This is a genomic window from Pseudomyxococcus flavus (assembly GCF_050038885.1).
GTDB classification, from domain to species: domain Bacteria; phylum Myxococcota; class Myxococcia; order Myxococcales; family Myxococcaceae; genus Myxococcus; species Myxococcus flavus.
The window spans coordinates 1,159,711-1,174,472 of sequence record NZ_CP143624.1 but is presented as its reverse complement, the minus strand read 5'-3'; the positions used below and the strand labels follow the sequence as shown (position 1 = coordinate 1,174,472).

Annotated in this window: 15 protein-coding genes; 9 read left to right on the top strand and 6 right to left on the bottom strand. The window is 70.3% G+C overall.

Annotation, left to right across the window (positions count from 1 at the left end):
- Positions 1-330: 330 nt before the first annotated feature.
- A complete protein-coding gene (locus tag VZL07_RS04875; RefSeq protein ID WP_426754164.1) occupies positions 331-1,878 on the bottom strand; it encodes a multiheme c-type cytochrome in 1,548 nt (515 codons plus the stop codon).
- A gap of 5 nt (positions 1,879-1,883) precedes the next feature.
- Entirely contained in the window at positions 1,884-2,267 is a 384-nt protein-coding gene (locus VZL07_RS04870; protein WP_426754163.1) for a response regulator, read from the bottom strand.
- A gap of 181 nt (positions 2,268-2,448) precedes the next feature.
- On the opposite strand from VZL07_RS04870, the gene VZL07_RS04865 reads away from it, so the two are divergent.
- The 9 genes from VZL07_RS04865 (at position 2,449) to VZL07_RS04825 (ending at position 11,970) form a co-directional block, all read left to right on the top strand.
- Positions 2,449-4,095: a mechanosensitive ion channel family protein gene (locus VZL07_RS04865; RefSeq protein WP_426754162.1), complete on the top strand. Its 1,647-nt coding sequence runs from the start codon at positions 2,449-2,451 to the stop codon at positions 4,093-4,095.
- Between the two features lie 119 nt (positions 4,096-4,214).
- On the top strand, positions 4,215-4,781 hold the full coding sequence (locus VZL07_RS04860) for a hypothetical protein (protein ID WP_426754161.1): 567 nt from the start codon (positions 4,215-4,217) through the stop codon (positions 4,779-4,781).
- 15 nt (positions 4,782-4,796) lie between these two features.
- Positions 4,797-5,624 carry a hypothetical protein gene (locus VZL07_RS04855; RefSeq protein WP_426754160.1) on the top strand — a complete coding sequence of 276 codons (828 nt, stop codon included), beginning with the start codon at positions 4,797-4,799 and terminating at the stop codon, positions 5,622-5,624.
- Positions 5,625-5,638: 14 nt separating this feature from the next.
- The gene (lpoB, locus tag VZL07_RS04850; protein WP_426754159.1) at positions 5,639-6,247 is read left to right on the top strand and encodes a penicillin-binding protein activator LpoB; all 609 of its coding nucleotides are present in this window, start codon (positions 5,639-5,641) and stop codon (positions 6,245-6,247) included.
- Between the two features lie 18 nt (positions 6,248-6,265).
- Entirely contained in the window at positions 6,266-7,522 is a 1,257-nt protein-coding gene (locus tag VZL07_RS04845) for a COG3014 family protein (protein ID WP_426754158.1), read from the top strand.
- Between the two features lie 30 nt (positions 7,523-7,552).
- Entirely contained in the window at positions 7,553-8,338 is a 786-nt protein-coding gene (locus VZL07_RS04840; RefSeq protein WP_426754157.1) for a ZIP family metal transporter, read from the top strand.
- 149 nt (positions 8,339-8,487) lie between these two features.
- The gene (locus VZL07_RS04835; protein WP_426754156.1) at positions 8,488-8,934 is read left to right on the top strand and encodes a CBS domain-containing protein; all 447 of its coding nucleotides are present in this window, start codon (positions 8,488-8,490) and stop codon (positions 8,932-8,934) included.
- Positions 8,935-9,016: 82 nt separating this feature from the next.
- Positions 9,017-9,901 carry a class I SAM-dependent methyltransferase gene (locus VZL07_RS04830; protein ID WP_426754155.1) on the top strand — a complete coding sequence of 295 codons (885 nt, stop codon included), beginning with the start codon at positions 9,017-9,019 and terminating at the stop codon, positions 9,899-9,901.
- A 344-nt stretch (positions 9,902-10,245) separates the two neighbouring features.
- Positions 10,246-11,970 (top strand): sigma-54-dependent transcriptional regulator, encoded by a 1,725-nt coding sequence (locus VZL07_RS04825; RefSeq protein ID WP_426754154.1) that lies wholly within the window; start codon positions 10,246-10,248, stop codon positions 11,968-11,970.
- Between the two features lie 15 nt (positions 11,971-11,985).
- Here VZL07_RS04825 and VZL07_RS04820 read toward each other — a convergent pair whose 3' ends face one another.
- From VZL07_RS04820 to VZL07_RS04805, 4 genes are all read right to left on the bottom strand, one after another.
- Positions 11,986-12,783: a heme oxygenase (biliverdin-producing) gene (locus tag VZL07_RS04820; RefSeq protein WP_426754153.1), complete on the bottom strand. Its 798-nt coding sequence runs from the start codon at positions 12,781-12,783 to the stop codon at positions 11,986-11,988.
- Entirely contained in the window at positions 12,780-13,034 is a 255-nt protein-coding gene (locus VZL07_RS04815) for a hypothetical protein (RefSeq protein WP_426754152.1), read from the bottom strand. Before VZL07_RS04815 ends, VZL07_RS04820 begins: the two co-directional genes overlap by 4 nt.
- Positions 13,035-13,176: 142 nt before the next feature.
- A complete protein-coding gene (locus tag VZL07_RS04810; protein WP_426754151.1) occupies positions 13,177-13,665 on the bottom strand; it encodes a GDYXXLXY domain-containing protein in 489 nt (162 codons plus the stop codon).
- A complete protein-coding gene (locus tag VZL07_RS04805) occupies positions 13,665-14,762 on the bottom strand; it encodes a DUF4401 domain-containing protein (protein WP_426754150.1) in 1,098 nt (365 codons plus the stop codon). The genes VZL07_RS04810 and VZL07_RS04805 overlap by 1 nt, the downstream gene beginning before the upstream one ends.

The following is a 14,762-nucleotide window of genomic DNA, read 5'->3' as shown; positions in this document are numbered from 1 at the left end:
GCGGCGGCAGCGGGCGTATTCCCAGCACCGGCCTCAGCAGATGACTCCGCCCCGCGCGCTGACGCACCACTCGGTGCGACCACCTGGGCCTTGGCGGGAGAAGGCCCCGTGGACGGCGGGGCGAGCCCCGTGGCAGGGGCAGAGGCCAGGGCAAGCAGGAGCAAGGGTAGAGGCGGCATACAGTCGCGGGAACGGGCGCCCGGAGGCGGGCGAAGGCCGGAAGTAATCGCTCTTTTCCTTGACAGTCAAACAAGGAGTCGCTGGGTACGCGTCGAGCCGGGACGCCCGGTAGGGGCGAACGCCCAGGCGAGGCCCTGGATTCCTGTTTGATTAAGGCTTCCCGTGACCCGGCCCCACGATTCGCGGCAGGTAGGTCGCGAAGTCGAAGTGCGGCGAGTTCTCCGGGTTGTGGCAGGTGATGCACACGCTCTCGCCCGGCGAGGCGATGATGTTGTCGGTGGAGGGCGCCTCCGCGTGCTCCGAGCCCGGGCCGTGGCAGCTCTCGCAGCCCACGTCCTCGCGGCCCGCCACCTTGTCCAGCCGACAGACGCCGCCCGGCTGTTCCCAGCCAGTGACGTGACACCCCACGCAGTTGAGGTGGAACTGCTTGCCCACCTGCTCCAGCGTCTCCCAGGCGTGGTGGTGCTTGGACTTCTCCCAGAGAGGGAAGGCCTCCTCGTGGCAGGTGCGGCAGGGCTCGTTGCCCACGAAGCCCGCGCGTCCCGGTCCCGGAGCGGGGCAGTCCTGGCCATGGGCCTTCGCCCAGGCGAGGTTCATCTTCCCCACGTCCGCGTCATAGGCCGTCACCAGGGCCAGGGCGTCCGCGTCGGAGGGGAGGCTGGACTCCAGCGGCACGAAGCGCAGCGTGAAGGCATTGAGGCCATCCGTGGACGCGGGAGGGCTGTTCAGCAGCGCCTGCCGTCGGGTCACCAGCTCATCACGCTTGGCCTGCTTCAGCGCCTTGAGCTTCGGGTCGGTGCCGGGGAGGTTGATGTCCCGGTCCAGCAACGCCGCGCGCTGCTCCAGGGCCGCGGCCTCCCGTTCCAGGTCTTCCTGGCCCTTCTGGAGGGAGAAGGGGCCGGGCTGCGGGGCATACGCCAGGTCCACGCGCAGCAGCGAGCGCCCCTTGCTCTGCAGCGCGACCACGGGCACGGCCGAGCGCACCAGCCGGTTCTGCTCGCCGCTGAACTCGGTGGCCGTGCGAGTGGCCACCACCACGTCCGCCTTCAGGCCCGGCTGCTCCGCCGCCTTCTGGGCCACGTCCAGCGTGACGTCCAGCAGGCCCACCACGAAGTCCGCGCCCTGCGCGCGGGCCTGGGCGCTGGCCTCGACGAGCTGCGCGGCCGTCGTCGCCGCCACCACGCCCACCTTGCGCTGGCCGGCGGGCAGCACCTTCACGCCTCCCGGAGGCAGCTCCGGCAGGCCCAGTCCCTTGCGAAAGTCCACGCCTTGCGTGTCGTCCAGCGGCCCGGTGGCGCGCACCGACAGGCCCATGCTCCGCATGGCGTCCGCGAGCGCCTTCGCCTTGCGCTCCTCCTGCGGCACCTGTCCCGGCTTGAGCTTGAGCTCGCCGAAGAGGCTGTTGCCACCATCCACATAGAGGACGGGCAGGGGGCCCTTGCGCGCCGCCTGCACCTGCGCGGCGGCGCGGGCGATGCCACCGCGCATGTTCTCGCTGCAGCCGCACGGGCCCAGGTAGCCGCGCGTATCGGCGGAGATGAAGAGGACAGCGCCTTCGCCCTGGGACTGGGCCGCGGCCGGGGGCTTCGCGGTAGGAGCGGCTGACGCCTCCGCATCCGCGGGCCTGGGCGGCGGGTCCTTGCGTGCACACCCGGCGAGCGACGCGGCCACCAGGACCGCGGCGAGGAGGGCGCGCATGGGGCTCACCAGAGGATGCTCTGCACCAGTTCGTCGATCTTCTCGCCCATGGCCTCCAGTCCATTCACCTTGGACAGGGAGCCATCGGCACCCACCTGCTCGGCCAGCTTGGACAGCTCGTCGTCCGGGAGGCTGGAGAAGAGGACGATGGGGATGTCCTGCGTGCCGTACTCGTTCTTGAGCGTGCGGCAGATGTCTGTGCCCTTGGCCTCGGGCATGTGAATGTCGGTGAGGATGAGGTCCGGGCGCCAGGCCTGCAGCGTCTTCTCGAACTCCATGAGCGTCGAGGTGGCGATGACCTCGTAGCCGCGCGCCTCGAGCACGGCCTTCTCCATGGCGAGCGTAATCTCGCTGTCGTCAATCAGGAGGATTCTTCGCTTCTCGGACACGGCGACCTTCCTTGGTCCCGTTTCTATCCTACCCCCACGCGCCACACCAACGCTTTCCCATGCGCTCCGGGCGCCCGTGTTTCCCTGATTTCGGGTGTCCACCGGCGCACGGTCGCCCACCAGGGCGCCAGGGCTGACTTCTTTCCAGTGAGACATCCAAAAGGGGATATGGAAGTCAGCCATGATGCACCGTGACAGTTGGACTCAGAGAGCACTCGTCCTGACCCTGGGACTGCTGTGGAGCCTGCCTGCCGCCGCGCTCAACGCAGGCCTTGGAACGCCCCCGCCCAACGTGGACCGCCAGACGCCGCAGGCCGCCGTCCAGGGCTTCCTGTCCGCCGCGCACCGCGGGGACTACGCCACGGCGGCGCACTACCTGGACCTGGACTACATCCCCCGCGCCGAGCAGGCGGAGCGCGGCGTCCAGCTGGCCCGCGCGCTCAAGTTCGTGCTGGACCGCAAGCTGCCCGTGGACGTGGGCTCGCTGAGCAAGGAGCCGGAGGGAGACCCGTCCAACGCGCGCTACGACCAGCTGGGCACCATCCCCCTGCAGGGCAACACCATCCCCATCCGCGTCCAGCGCGTCCCCTCGGAAGAGGGGCTGGTGTGGGTCTTCAACGAGTCCACGGTGCGGCAGGTGGATCCGCTCTTCGCGGAGTATGGCCCCCGCCTGGTGGGGTTCCTGCCGGCCTTCTTCTTCAGTGACACGGTGCTGGGGCTGGAGCCGTGGCAGTGGCTGGGCCTGCTGGTGACCCTGCTGGGCAGCGCGGGGCTCGCGGCGCTGCTGGAGCGACTGGTGCTGGCCTTCGCCCGCCGGCTGGCACGGTGGACCCGGTTCACCTGGGAGGACAACGTGGTCTCCTCGGGGAAGGGGCCGGTGAAGCTGCTCACCTTCTCCGCGCTGCTGGTGGTGGGCACGCTGCTGCTGCGGCTGCCGCGTCCGGCGCAGGGTGTCTTCCTGCGGGTGGGCTACTCGCTGAGCGTCGTGGCGCTGGCCTGGGCCGTCCTGCGCATCCTCCACGTCTCCGCCACCTTCGTGCAGAGCCGCTTGTCGTCGGAGATGAAGGACGCGTCGCGGGCGCGCAGCGTGAGCACGCAGCTGGTGGTGCTCCGGGCCATCTTCGAGGTGGCCACCTACGTCATCGCCGCGGCGCTGCTGCTCATCCAGTTCGAGGTGGTGCGCAACGTCGGTGTGTCGCTGCTGGCCTCCGCCGGTATCGCCGGCCTGGTGCTCGGCCTCGCCGCGCAGAAGTCCATTGGCACGCTGCTGGCCGGCATCCAGCTCTCCATCACCCAGCCCATCAGCATCGGGGACACCCTCATCACCGAGGGGGAGTGGGGCACGGTGGAGCGCATCACGCTCACCTACGTGGTGCTGCGGACCTGGGACCAGCGCCGCCTGGTCATCCCCATCACCCAGTTCCTGGACAAGCCCTTCCAGAACTGGAGCAAGGGGAACCCGGAGATGCTGGGGCCCGTCATCCTCCAGGTGGATTTCCAGACGGACATCGACGCGCTCCGGGCGGAGCTCCGCCGCATCCTGGAGAACGAGGGCAAGGACATGTGGGACGGCCGCGTGGCGACGGTGGTCGTCATGGACGTGCTGGACCGGACCCTCACCGTGCGCGCGCTCGTCAGCGTGTCGGACTTCAGCAAGCTCTTCGACCTGCGTGCGCTGGTGCGTGAGAAGCTGGTGGCCTTCCTGCGCGCGCATCCCCTGTGGCTGCCCGTCACCCGCACGGAGGCCCGCCCCTTCCCGCCGCCGGAGCTGGCCTCGTCGCTGGAGCCGGCCTCGCCCGTCGCCCCGCCCGTGCCGCCCCGGGCCTGAGGCCTGCTGCCCCCAGGTGCAGGGAGTCCTTGCCTGGGAGCAGGCGGTCTTGAATATTCGGCCGGCCGCGCTGTCCAAGCGTCGGAATTTCGCACCTACCGCCCGGGGGAGTCTTCGAGATGATGCGTCATGTCAGGTTGTGTGGGGCCCTTGCGATGCTGGCCGCCACCGTGCCGCTGACCGCCAGTGCCCAGTCCCGAGGCCGTACGGACGGGCCAGAGGAGTCCGAATACGGCAAGGGCGGCTACAGCGGTCCGGGCGGACGGAGCGTGTCGCTCCAGCTCGACTGGGGCGCGGCCATCAACTCCCGGGAGCCACCCCGGGGCGCGCCCGAGGGACCGCCGCTGTTCGTGGGCGCCACGCTGTCGCTGTGGGGCGCGGACTGGTACCAGCTCGACGTGAGCGGCGCCTACGTGTTCGACGGCGGCCGCTTCGTCGGCATGGTCGGCCCGCGCTTCCGGACCTGGGGCTGGCCGCTGGTGTTCACCGCGGGCCTCAAGGCCGGCGCCATCGTCATTCCGGAGGGCGAGGGCCTGCGCTTCGGCATCTCCCCGCAGGTGGGCGCCGAAATCCTCCTGGGGGATCGCGAGAACATCCTCATGGCCCTCAACTACACCCCGGACATCCCCATTGGCGGTGGCGGCGTCACGCACCGGCTGGGCATGTCCGTGGGCTACAAGTTCTAGAGGGGAGGCTCCGTCATGATTGCCCAGTTGCTCGCCGCCACGCTGGCGCTGGCCGCCAGCCAGGCGCCCGTCTCCGTTTCCGGGCGCGGAAGCCCGCAGGTGAATCTGCCGTTTCCCGCCGGAGACGTGCAGACCTACAACATCATCCAGTGGGACCCGAACCAGCTGCCGCGCCTCTACGAGCGCTCCGACCAGCTCCCCCTCACCGACGAGGAGCTGACCAAGCTGTCCCAGGCCGGCTTCGAGCCCGCGCAAATCGTGAAGATGATCGAGGAGCGCCGGTGCGCCTGTGACGCCAGCGCGGACGGGCTCATCCGCCTCAAGAAGGCCGGCGTGAACAAGGACGTGCTGGCCGCGGTGTCGCGGCACGGCCTGGCGCCCAACCGCTTCCTGAACCTGCTGGTGACGCTGGACTTCACGGGCGAGAGCCGCTCCGCGCGCGAGGGCTTCCTCTACTTCTTCGTGGAGGACGGGGACATCACCCGCGTCTTCAGCGCCAACATCCCGGAGTTGCTGCGCCGCCGCAACAGCCACGAGACGATGGTGGACCGCAGCGACATCCTGGTGGCGCGCACCGTGCGCCGCGTCCAGCTCGCGGGCCAGGTGCCGCTGCGCACCTATGGCAAGCACCACGTGCTGGTGGCCGCCAGCGCCAGCCCCACGCTCACGCATCCGTCCCAGCTCACCTCGCAGGAGCTGGCGAAGGCGCAGAGCTACACCTTCGACTACCCTCGCGCCTCACTGCAGAGCGTCTGCCGCCTGACGGCGGGGTACCGCCGTGACGCGGTGCTCGCCCACAAGTGGAACTTCGAAGGCAGCCGCTTCGAATGCGAATGGAACTAGGAGTGACCCGCACCATGAACACCCGCCGCCTGCTGCTCTCCGCCTGTCTCGCCGCCTCGCTCACCGCGTGCTCGGGGCCGCGCGCCTTCACGCGTGGGACCTACGAGGACCCGAACACCATCGAGATGCTGTCGGACCGCTTCAACGAGAACGACCTGCAGCTCATCGCGAAGAAGATGGCGGACTCGCTCGCCAACTCGCCGCGCTTCGCCCAGCCCCGGCCGGACGGCTCGCTGCCCATCGTCCTCGTCGGCAAGCTGAAGAACAGCACCTCCGAGCACATCGACATGCGCTCGCTGGGGGACAAGATTCAGACGGCGCTGGCGCAGACGGGCCGCTTCGCGCTGGTGGACCAGCAGGCGCGCCAGGACATCGCGGAGGAGTACGAGTACCAGCAGTCCGGCTACGTGGACCCGAACACCGCCAAGGGGCCGGGCCAGCAGATCTCCGTGGACTTCCTGATGACGGGCGACCTCGCGTCCATCATCCAGGAGGTCGGCCGGGACAAGCTCGTCTACTACAAGATGACCGCGAAGCTGAGCAACGTGCGCACCGGCCTCATCGAGTGGACGGACGAGAAGCAGATTCGCAAGAAGTTCGAGAAGCGCGGCGTCAGCTGGTAACGGGCCTTCCCCTCCATCATGTCCTCTCTCTCCCGGAGCCCCATCCGCCTGAGCGGGTGGGGCGCGCTCGCGCTCGCGAGTGTGCTCCTCCTGTCGTCTGGCTGCGCGGGTGACTATGTCGCGCGTACACGCGGCGTGCGGTCTGCGTACCAGCAGGGGGACTACTCGCGCGCGCTGGAGAGCCTGGAGGCCGCGGCGAAGGACGGCCCGCAGCAGGACCGGCTGCTGGTGCTGATGGACAAGGGCATGGTGCTGCACGCCGCCGGCCAGTGGGCGGAGAGCAACGCCGTGCTCGAGGAGGCGGAGCGGCTCAGCGAGCAGCTCGACAGCGTCTCCGTGAGCGAGGAGGCGAAGACGCTCGTCACCAACGAGCGCCAGCGCGCCTACAAGGGGGAGGACTTCGAGAAGCTGATGATCTCCGTCCTCCAGGCGCTCAACTACGTCGAGCTGGGCGACGACGAAGCGGCCATGGTGGAGGTGCGCCAGGTCAACGACCGCCTGGAGAAGATGATTGCCGAGGAGAAGAAGCCCTACGAGCAGCTCGCCATCGCGCGCTACCTGGGCGGCGTCATCCGGGAGGACCAGCGGGACTGGGACTCGGCGTACATCGACTACGCGAAGGCCTACGAGATTGCGCCCCGCAAGGAGGCACTGGCGGAGCCCCTGCTGCGGCTGGCGAAGAAGGTGGGCCGCGACGACATGTACGCGGAGCTGCTGGCGAAGTACCCGGACGTGCCGCACGAGCCGCTGGCGCCGGGCGAGGGGCAGCTCATCGTCGTGGTGGAGGCCGGTCTGTCTCCGGAGAAGCAGCGCGGCTCCCGGGACGGCGGTGACGGCGGAGCCCTGATTGAAGTGCCCGTCTACCGGACGCGAGGGCTGGCGCCGCCGGTGAATGTCGCACTGGAGGGCCAGTCCCAGCAGGCGGTGACGGTGACGTCGCTGGCGGACGTGGCCGTGGTCCACCTGGACGACCGGATTGGACGCCTGCTGGCGAAGCAGCTCGCGGGCGTGGCGGTGAAGGCAGGTGTGGCGGCGGGGGTGGGGGCGTTGACCAAGAGCGGTGAGCTGGGCGCGCTGACGTTTCTCGTGCTCAACGCGGTGAATGCGCCAGACCTGCGATCCTGGCTCTCCCTGCCGGCGGAGTTCCAGGTGGCGCGCTTCCGTGTGTCCGCTGGGAGCCACACCGTGCGTGTGACGAGCTGGGGACAGACGACGGAGCACCCGGTGGAGGTGAAGCCGGGCCGAATCGGGGTCCTGGTGGTGCGGCGCTACTGAATCGGATTTTTGATGTAGGGTGCGCGCCCCATGTCGCCGGTCCTGGCCACGGTGGCCCTGTACTCCCTCATCATCGTCCTCGGCGCGCTGGCTGGCGCAGTGGTCGTCATCCTGAACGACCGGCCCACGCATCTGGTGCGCTTCCTGGCTTTCGCCGCGGGCGTGATGCTGGGGGCGGCCTTCTTCCACATGCTGCCGGAGGCGTACTCCGGCGGCGGATGGTGGGCCTTCGCGCTGGTCCCCGCGGGCTTCGCCTTCCTGCTGGTGCTGGAGCGCTACCTCGTCGCGCACGCGGGCGAGGATTGTTCCGGCGACGCGGTGGCGGCTTCCGGGCACCCGCCGCACCCGGGACACGTGCTGGGGCTCACCGCGTTCCTGGGGTTGTCCACCCACACGCTCTTCGACGGGATTGCGCTCGGCTCGGCGGTGGAGGAGGGCGTGGGGGGCATGGCGCTGTTGGCCATCGTCGCGCACAAGGTGCCCTCGGCGCTGTCGTTGGCCTCCATCCTCAAGTCAGAGGGGCGCTCGCGGGCTTCCATCCTCTCGCTGTCCACGCTGTACGGGTTGATGGTGCCGGCCGGCGCGCTGCTCTACTTCCTCTTCGACGCGATGCTGCAGTTCGAGAGCCTCGCGGCCAAGGCGCTGGCCTTCTCCGCCGGCACGTTCCTCTACATCGCCGTGTCGGACCTGCTGCCGCACGTGCACCGGCAGGGCAAGGACCAGCCGGGCCGCAACGTGCTGGCGCTCTTCGTGGGCCTGCTGCTGATGTTCCTGCTCGCGCGGCTCATGGGACATCCCGGCCACCCCGAGCACTGAGCGCCCCGGGCCCGCGCCGTCCACCCGGCTGCCCACGGGGCGGTCGCCCGCTCGCGTGCCCGTGAACGGGTGCGCGCTGCCCGGAGCCGTCGCACCCTCAGGAGACGGCTCCGGGTGTCCTCGGGCCGCGGGCGCGAGGAGGCCACGCCATGCTCACCGTGGGAGAGTTGATGACCCGCGACGTCACCACGCTCCAGGAGACGGACGGGGTGCTCCAGGGGGACGACCTGCTGAAGCTCCAGCACATCCGCCACCTGCCCGTGCTGCGCGGCGGGAAGCTGGTGGGCCTGGTGAGCCACCGGGACCTCATCCGCGCCCTGGCGCGTCACCCCGCGTCCTCCGGAGCGCCGCCGGTGACAATGGGCGACATCATGACGCGTGAGCTGGAGACGGTGACGCCGGACCTGCCGGTGCGCGAGGCCATCCACCTGCTCCTCGAGCACCGCTTCGGCTGCCTCCCGGTGGTGGACGGGAAGGGCGCGCTGGTGGGCATCGTGACGGAGGCCGACTTCATGCGGCTGGCCTCTCGACTGCTGGACGCGGCGGAGTCGCGCGTGGGCGACGCGCTGAAGGACGCGGCGAGCGCTCCGCCCTGAGGCGTGGCGCGCGGGCAGCCTTCTTCTTGCTTTCATGGCGGAGGACCGGAGGATGCCCACGCCCGCGAGCGGGCGTCCCCTCATGGAAAAACGCACTGACTGGTACGAGCACCCGCAGTACTACGAAGCCATCTTCGGCACCGACACCGTGCGCGAGGTGGACTTCCTCCAGACGCTCAGCGAGCGCTTCGGCACCGGCGGCAAGCTGTGGCTCGAGCCCGCCTGTGGCGCGGGGCGGCTGGTGGAGGAGGCCGCGCGCCGGGGCCTGCGGGTGGTGGGCTATGACATCTCCGAGGCGATGCTGGACCATGCGCGCAAGCGCCTCACGCCGGCGCAGCGTCGCCGCGTGAAGCTCGGCCCGTCGCGCATGGAGGCCTTCGCGGACCCGTCGCTGGAGGGGCAGGTGGACCTGGCGCACTGCCTCGTGTCGACCTTCCGCTACCTGGACAGCGAGGCCGCGGCGCGCCAGCACCTGGTGGGCACGCGGCGGCTCCTGAAGCCGGACGGCATCTACGTGCTCGGCTTCCACCTCACGGACTACGAGCGCGCCCGTCCCGAGCACGAGCGCTGGGTGGGGCAGGTGGGCGCGGACCGCGTCGTGTGCAACACGAACGAGGGCCTGCCGGAGCGCCGGGCGCGGCGCTCGGCCATGCGCAACCGCCTGCGCGTCACCGGACCGGACAAGGACTGGCTCATCGAGACGCAGTGGTTCTTCCGTACCTACAGCGCCGCACAGGCCGCGAAGCTGTTCCGCGACGCGGGGATGCGGGTGCGGGCCTGCTTCACCTTCGACTACGACATCGACGCACCTGTGACGCGGGGCAGCCTCCGGTTGGACCGCGTCTTCGTCCTCCAGCCGGACCCCGCGTCCGAGCCCGTGGACACCCCTTCGCCGGCGCCTGCGTCCGTCCGGAAAGCGCCGCGCGGGGCTTCCGTGGTCGAGAAACGGCGCAAGATTTCACGCTGAGGCCGTTCAGGAGAGGCCCGGGGCGTACTCGTGGTGGGGTTTTCAGGGCGCTGCGTCCTGTTGGGACGCAGCCGCGTCCGCTTGGAACGCGCCAGGGTGCCTTGGGGAGGCGTCGCGGCCCGTCATCCCCTTGAAAACACGAAAAAGCGCTGGGTGGCATGCCACGCGCATGGCGCTGCGGCGTGGCGCTCCGGGAGACCGGGCAGCCCCGCAGTCTCGGAGTCTCGGGAACGCGGAAGGAGGGGCCGCTCCTTCCGCGTTCTTCATCTCCGCTACACTCCGTCCCCCTGATGTGGTTCCTGACTGACGGAGCCCGTCAGAGGGCCTTGGACGGAGGCGAGTGGATGCAAGACGAGATGGCGCAACTCCTCACGGATTTGCGGGGAGCCAGGGACTTCGAGACCGCGGCGGCCGCCACCCTCCGGCGGTTGCAGGCCGTTGCCCAGGAGGCTGTTGCGTCCAGTCGGTACGCAGCCCGAGGCCGGGTGCTCCGCGGCATCGTCCACCTGCGCCCCGGGGAGGCCTACCGCAGCCTGGCCGCGCTGGAGGTGGGCGCGGCGGAGATTACGGATGCCAATGTAGGGACGCCCTTCTTCACCTCGGCCACGGCGTGGCGCGCGGTGGTGGAGCACCGGTGCGCGGTGTCCATCGACGTGAATGTCGGCACGGTGCAGCCCCACGCCCCCAACGCGCCGGTGACGGGGGACCCGGGCCTGGCGGGCTTCAACAGCCATGAGAGCCGGCAGCGCTTCCTCGGCCGCCATGCGACGCACGTGTGCGTGCTGCCGCTGCGCACGCCCGGGGGCACCATCGAGGGAATGATCTCGCTGGAGGCGGACTGCCTGGCCGCCATGGGACAGGAGTTCGTGTGGATGGAGGCGGGGGACCGGCTCCAGCTGTTGGCGGACGTGGCGGCGCCCTACCTGGCGCGGCTGCCGCAGCGGCCGGCGGCGCAGCCGGAGGTGGACGAGTTCCTCCCGGTGGTGGGGCGCTCCATGGCGGAGCTGTTGCCCATCCTCCGCGTCTTCGCGCTCCAGGATGAGACCATCCTCATCAGCGGCGCCACCGGCGCGGGCAAGTCGCGCCTGGCGCGCTGGTGCCATGAGCGCTCCAACCGCCGTGGCAAGCCCTTCGAGACGCTGGACCTGGTGACGGTGCCCGAGGACCTCCAGATGGCGGAGCTCTTCGGTTGGAAGAAGGGTGCCTTCACTGGCGCGGTGCGCGACGCGCCCGGCAGCGTGGCCCGCGCGGACGGCGGCACGCTCTTCATCGACGAAATCGACAAGCTGTCGCTCAAGGCGCAGGCGGGGCTGCTGCACCTGCTGGAGTCCCGCAGCTACCGCCCGCTGGGCGAGGGCACCGGTGAGCGGCAGGCGGATGTGCGCTTCATCATCGGCACCAACGCGGACCTGCACGCGGAGGTGCGCGCCGGCCGCTTCCGCGAGGACCTCTACTACCGCGTCAACGTGCTGCCGGTGCGCATGCCGCCCCTGCAGGAGCGCCAGGACGAAATCCCCCTATGGGCGCAGTACATGGTCAACCGCCGGCACCGCGAGCGCTCGCCGGAGGGCCGCGCCCGCCTGGTGAAGGAGGCCGAGCGGCTGCTGGTGGGGAGCCCCTGGCCCGGCAACCTGCGGCAGCTCGACAACATCGTCCGTCGCGCCTACACGCTGGCCATGGTGGAGCACGCGGACGCCTCGGGCGAGCTGGTGCTTCATGAGAAGCACGTCGCGCGGGCGCTGGACTACGAGCAGGCGCCGGGCGCCCGGCCGCTTCCGGAGGCGCTGCGCGCGGCGGCCCAGGCCTTCGTCGCGGAGGCGCGCCGCCGCAGCACCCCGCTGGACCTGGACCTGGCGGATGCCTTCCGCGGCATGGTGCTGGGCCTGGCCATCCGCCAGGTGGGCCGCGACGAGGGCTTCAAGCTGCTGGGGCGCGAGAGCCTGGTGAAGAACCGCAACCACCACAAGGCGCTCAAGCGCGAGCTGGAGAAGGTGGACTCGCTCTACAAGGCCCTGGGCGAGGAGGGCTCGCCCTTCTCGGACCTGCTGTCGGAGGTCGAGGCCGCCTGAGCCTCGGCGCCCGGGTTACCGGGCGTCGGCGTGGGGGCCCGCGGCCATGCCCGTGGCCCCGCGCGCCAGCTCGTCACAGACGAGCGCGTGGAGCCGGAAGGCCATGCGCGCCTCCTGCACCACCTCGCGCGCCTCGTCCTCGTCCAGCTCCAGCCCGTCGATGCGCGAGTGGAAGCGGACGCGGAAGGCGGCCAGCTCCGCCTCGGGTACGGTGCCGTAGAAGGTGGTGCCCTGGCCCTCCGCCAGCTCGAAGGCGGCCGCGATGCGCTGTGCCCGGCGGTGCCCGGCGAAGACGTCCAGCACGCAGCGCGCGTAGGCGTGTGCCACCAGCAGGTGGGGCGCCTCCTCGGCCACCTCCCGGAGGCGCTCGGCGTGAAGCCGCGTCTCCAGGCAGGCCAGGGTGTCCGGGCGGGAGTCGCCGCAGAAGTACGTCAGGTCCGCCTCGAGCGCGGAGGCCAGGCGCAGCTCGGGCAGCAGCAGCACCGTCGTGAGCGGGGTGCCCATGACGTGCGGCAGCGCGCTCTCGAAGGCCGTGTAGAGCGCGTGGAGCTGGCGCAGGTGGCTCACGTAGTGCTGGGCCCGCACGTACTGGCCATAGAGGCCCCCCTCCCACGCGTCGAAGTAGAGGGACTGGATGAAGAGCGAGCGCTCCGCCTGCTCCGCCAGCTTCGCCGTCCCCTCCGCCAGCAGGACGGACAGCGGGGAAGGGCCCGCGGACAGCGGCGAGGACGCCGGGCGCTCCGGCGCCACCAGCCGCTTCACTCGCGCGGACACGTCCGTCCGGGGCAGGCGCAACGTGCCGGTGGCGCTCACTGCTTCCATCCGCCGCCGGCCAGCGCGCTCAGCGCCATGGGCCCGGTGTCCTCGTTCGAGTGGGACTCCAGCGGCGTCCCCAGTTGATGGAGCGCCTCCGCCAGCGTCATGCCGATGGCGCGCAGAACCTCTTCCTCCACGCGAATCGTCACCGGCCCCATGGCCAGGTGGATGTGCCCGCAGGAGCACCGCGTCACTTCCGCGCACGGACCTCGCGCCAGCACCGTCTTGCCGCATCCCTGACCAACCATCGTCGTTATCCTTGATTTTGATTTTGAATATCGAAATCAAAATGATGATGCACGAAAGGCCGCTGGAGAGCAAGCCCTGGCCCTTTCGCGAGTTGCGGTGAGTGTGGGGAAGTGGACCCGTGTGTCCCAGGCTGGGGGAGCGTCAGCGGCCCATGGGCTGCCGCTGGGCGTCCCGCAGGCCCACCAGCACGCTGGTGCCGTCCTCCGCCACGCGGAGCTCGCCGTAGCGGGCGTCCTCGTAGCGGCTGGCGTGGCCTTCCTGGAAGAAGAAGGACTCCGCGCCCAGGCGGAAGCGCCCCGCGCGCACGCGGTAGCGGAGCTTCGCTTCATCGGGCGCCAGCGGCGTGCCGGACGTGTCGAGGCGCGCGAAGGTGCCCACGCCATTCGGGTCCAGCTTCAGCACCAGACGCCCATCCGCGGGGATGGAGGCGAGCTCCCCCCTCCGGGCCTGGCTGATGGCGTAGTCCAGCACCATGTAGTCGCCCTGCATCAACGAGCGAGGGTCCACCGGCGCCAGCTCCAGCAGCACCACCTTTCCCGAGCGCAGGATGCGCTCCTTCTGGATGACGAGCCCCGTGGGGACGAGCAGCGCGAGGGCCAGCCCGCCGAAGATGACCGCGGTCCTCAGCATCACCGCACCTCCGTCGCCGGGGCGGGGAAGCGCCTCAGCATGAACGCGCGCAGGCCCAGGAACACCAGGCCGCTGCCCATCAACGTCAGCGACTTGGCCAGCAGCGTGAGGCTCAGGTCGTAGTAGTACCAGCTGCCCGCCGCGAGCAGGAACGCCACCGCGAGGCCAAGCAGCAGGCTGCTGCGTCGGTGGAAGCCGAGCAGCATCATGCCCACGGCGGTGATGACCGCCGGCGTCTGGAGCGTGAGCACGGCCAGCAGCGCGAGGGCCGCGAACACCGCTGCTCCGGCCACGCCGGTGGGGTCGATGTCCAGCTCCCGCAGCACCCGCCAGGCCGAGTACAGCGTCAGGGCCGTCAGCCCCAGGGTGAGCGCGCCCACCGGGAGCTCGGCGGTGTTGCCCAGGACCTGGCCGAACATGCCCACGATTCCTCTCGAAAACGTCGCCGCCGGTACGGTGCTCGCCAGCGCGAACGCCACGGGCCCCACCCGCTCACCCAGGGGCCCCTGGCGCAGGCGGGCCTGCTCCAGGAAGAGGACGTGCATCAGCACCGTGCAGCCCAGCAGCAGCAGGTCCACGCCGTACCTGCCCGCGAACCTCGCCGTGAGGAAGCTGGCAGCGCCGATCATGCCCCAGGTGCTCAGGAAGTGGAGGATGGCATCGGGGTAGGTGACGAGCAGCACGGCGCTGATGACCAGCGCCAGCACCGCGATGAGCACCTCGCTCCTGGCTTCGATGCCGAAGAATACGGACGCCATGATGGCACCGGCCAGACACAGGGCCAGCGCCAACTGCTCCACGAAGACGCCTCGCGTGACGCGGCGGAGCAGGGTCGCGCAGACACAGAGGATGACGCCGACGACGCCCATCGCCACCTCCTCATCCATGAGGCCCGTACACGCGAAGAAGCTCAGCACGAACACCGCGGCCATCCAGGCGCCCGCGCCGGCGAACGCCTTCACGAACCAGGGCACGGCATCCGACTTGCGCTGATGGGCCTCCAGGGCGGACCGGGCCTGCGCCACCGCGTCGGGGGCGAGCTGGCCTTCGGCCTGGAGCGTATTCAGCACGTCCTGCAAGGAAGGTCGCAGGCCCAT

Excerpts from the sequence above, each read along its gene's own strand:
- VZL07_RS04845 (WP_426754158.1), top strand. The coding sequence starts at position 6,266 with ATGTCCTCTCTCTCCCGGAGCCCCATCCGCCTGAGCGGGTGGGGCGCG.
- VZL07_RS04810 (WP_426754151.1), bottom strand. The coding sequence starts at position 13,665 with ATGCTGAGGACCGCGGTCATCTTCGGCGGGCTGGCCCTCGCGCTGCTC.
- VZL07_RS04830 (WP_426754155.1), top strand. The coding sequence starts at position 9,017 with ATGGAAAAACGCACTGACTGGTACGAGCACCCGCAGTACTACGAAGCC.
- VZL07_RS04840 (WP_426754157.1), top strand. The coding sequence starts at position 7,553 with ATGTCGCCGGTCCTGGCCACGGTGGCCCTGTACTCCCTCATCATCGTC.
- VZL07_RS04855 (WP_426754160.1), top strand. The coding sequence starts at position 4,797 with ATGATTGCCCAGTTGCTCGCCGCCACGCTGGCGCTGGCCGCCAGCCAG.
- VZL07_RS04835 (WP_426754156.1), top strand. The coding sequence starts at position 8,488 with ATGCTCACCGTGGGAGAGTTGATGACCCGCGACGTCACCACGCTCCAG.
- VZL07_RS04805 (WP_426754150.1), bottom strand. The coding sequence starts at position 14,762 with ATGGGCCTGCGACCTTCCTTGCAGGACGTGCTGAATACGCTCCAGGCC.
- VZL07_RS04875 (WP_426754164.1), bottom strand. The coding sequence starts at position 1,878 with ATGCGCGCCCTCCTCGCCGCGGTCCTGGTGGCCGCGTCGCTCGCCGGG.
- VZL07_RS04860 (WP_426754161.1), top strand. The coding sequence starts at position 4,215 with ATGATGCGTCATGTCAGGTTGTGTGGGGCCCTTGCGATGCTGGCCGCC.
- VZL07_RS04825 (WP_426754154.1), top strand. The coding sequence starts at position 10,246 with ATGCAAGACGAGATGGCGCAACTCCTCACGGATTTGCGGGGAGCCAGG.
- VZL07_RS04815 (WP_426754152.1), bottom strand. The coding sequence starts at position 13,034 with ATGGTTGGTCAGGGATGCGGCAAGACGGTGCTGGCGCGAGGTCCGTGC.
- lpoB (WP_426754159.1), top strand. The coding sequence starts at position 5,639 with ATGAACACCCGCCGCCTGCTGCTCTCCGCCTGTCTCGCCGCCTCGCTC.
- VZL07_RS04865 (WP_426754162.1), top strand. The coding sequence starts at position 2,449 with ATGATGCACCGTGACAGTTGGACTCAGAGAGCACTCGTCCTGACCCTG.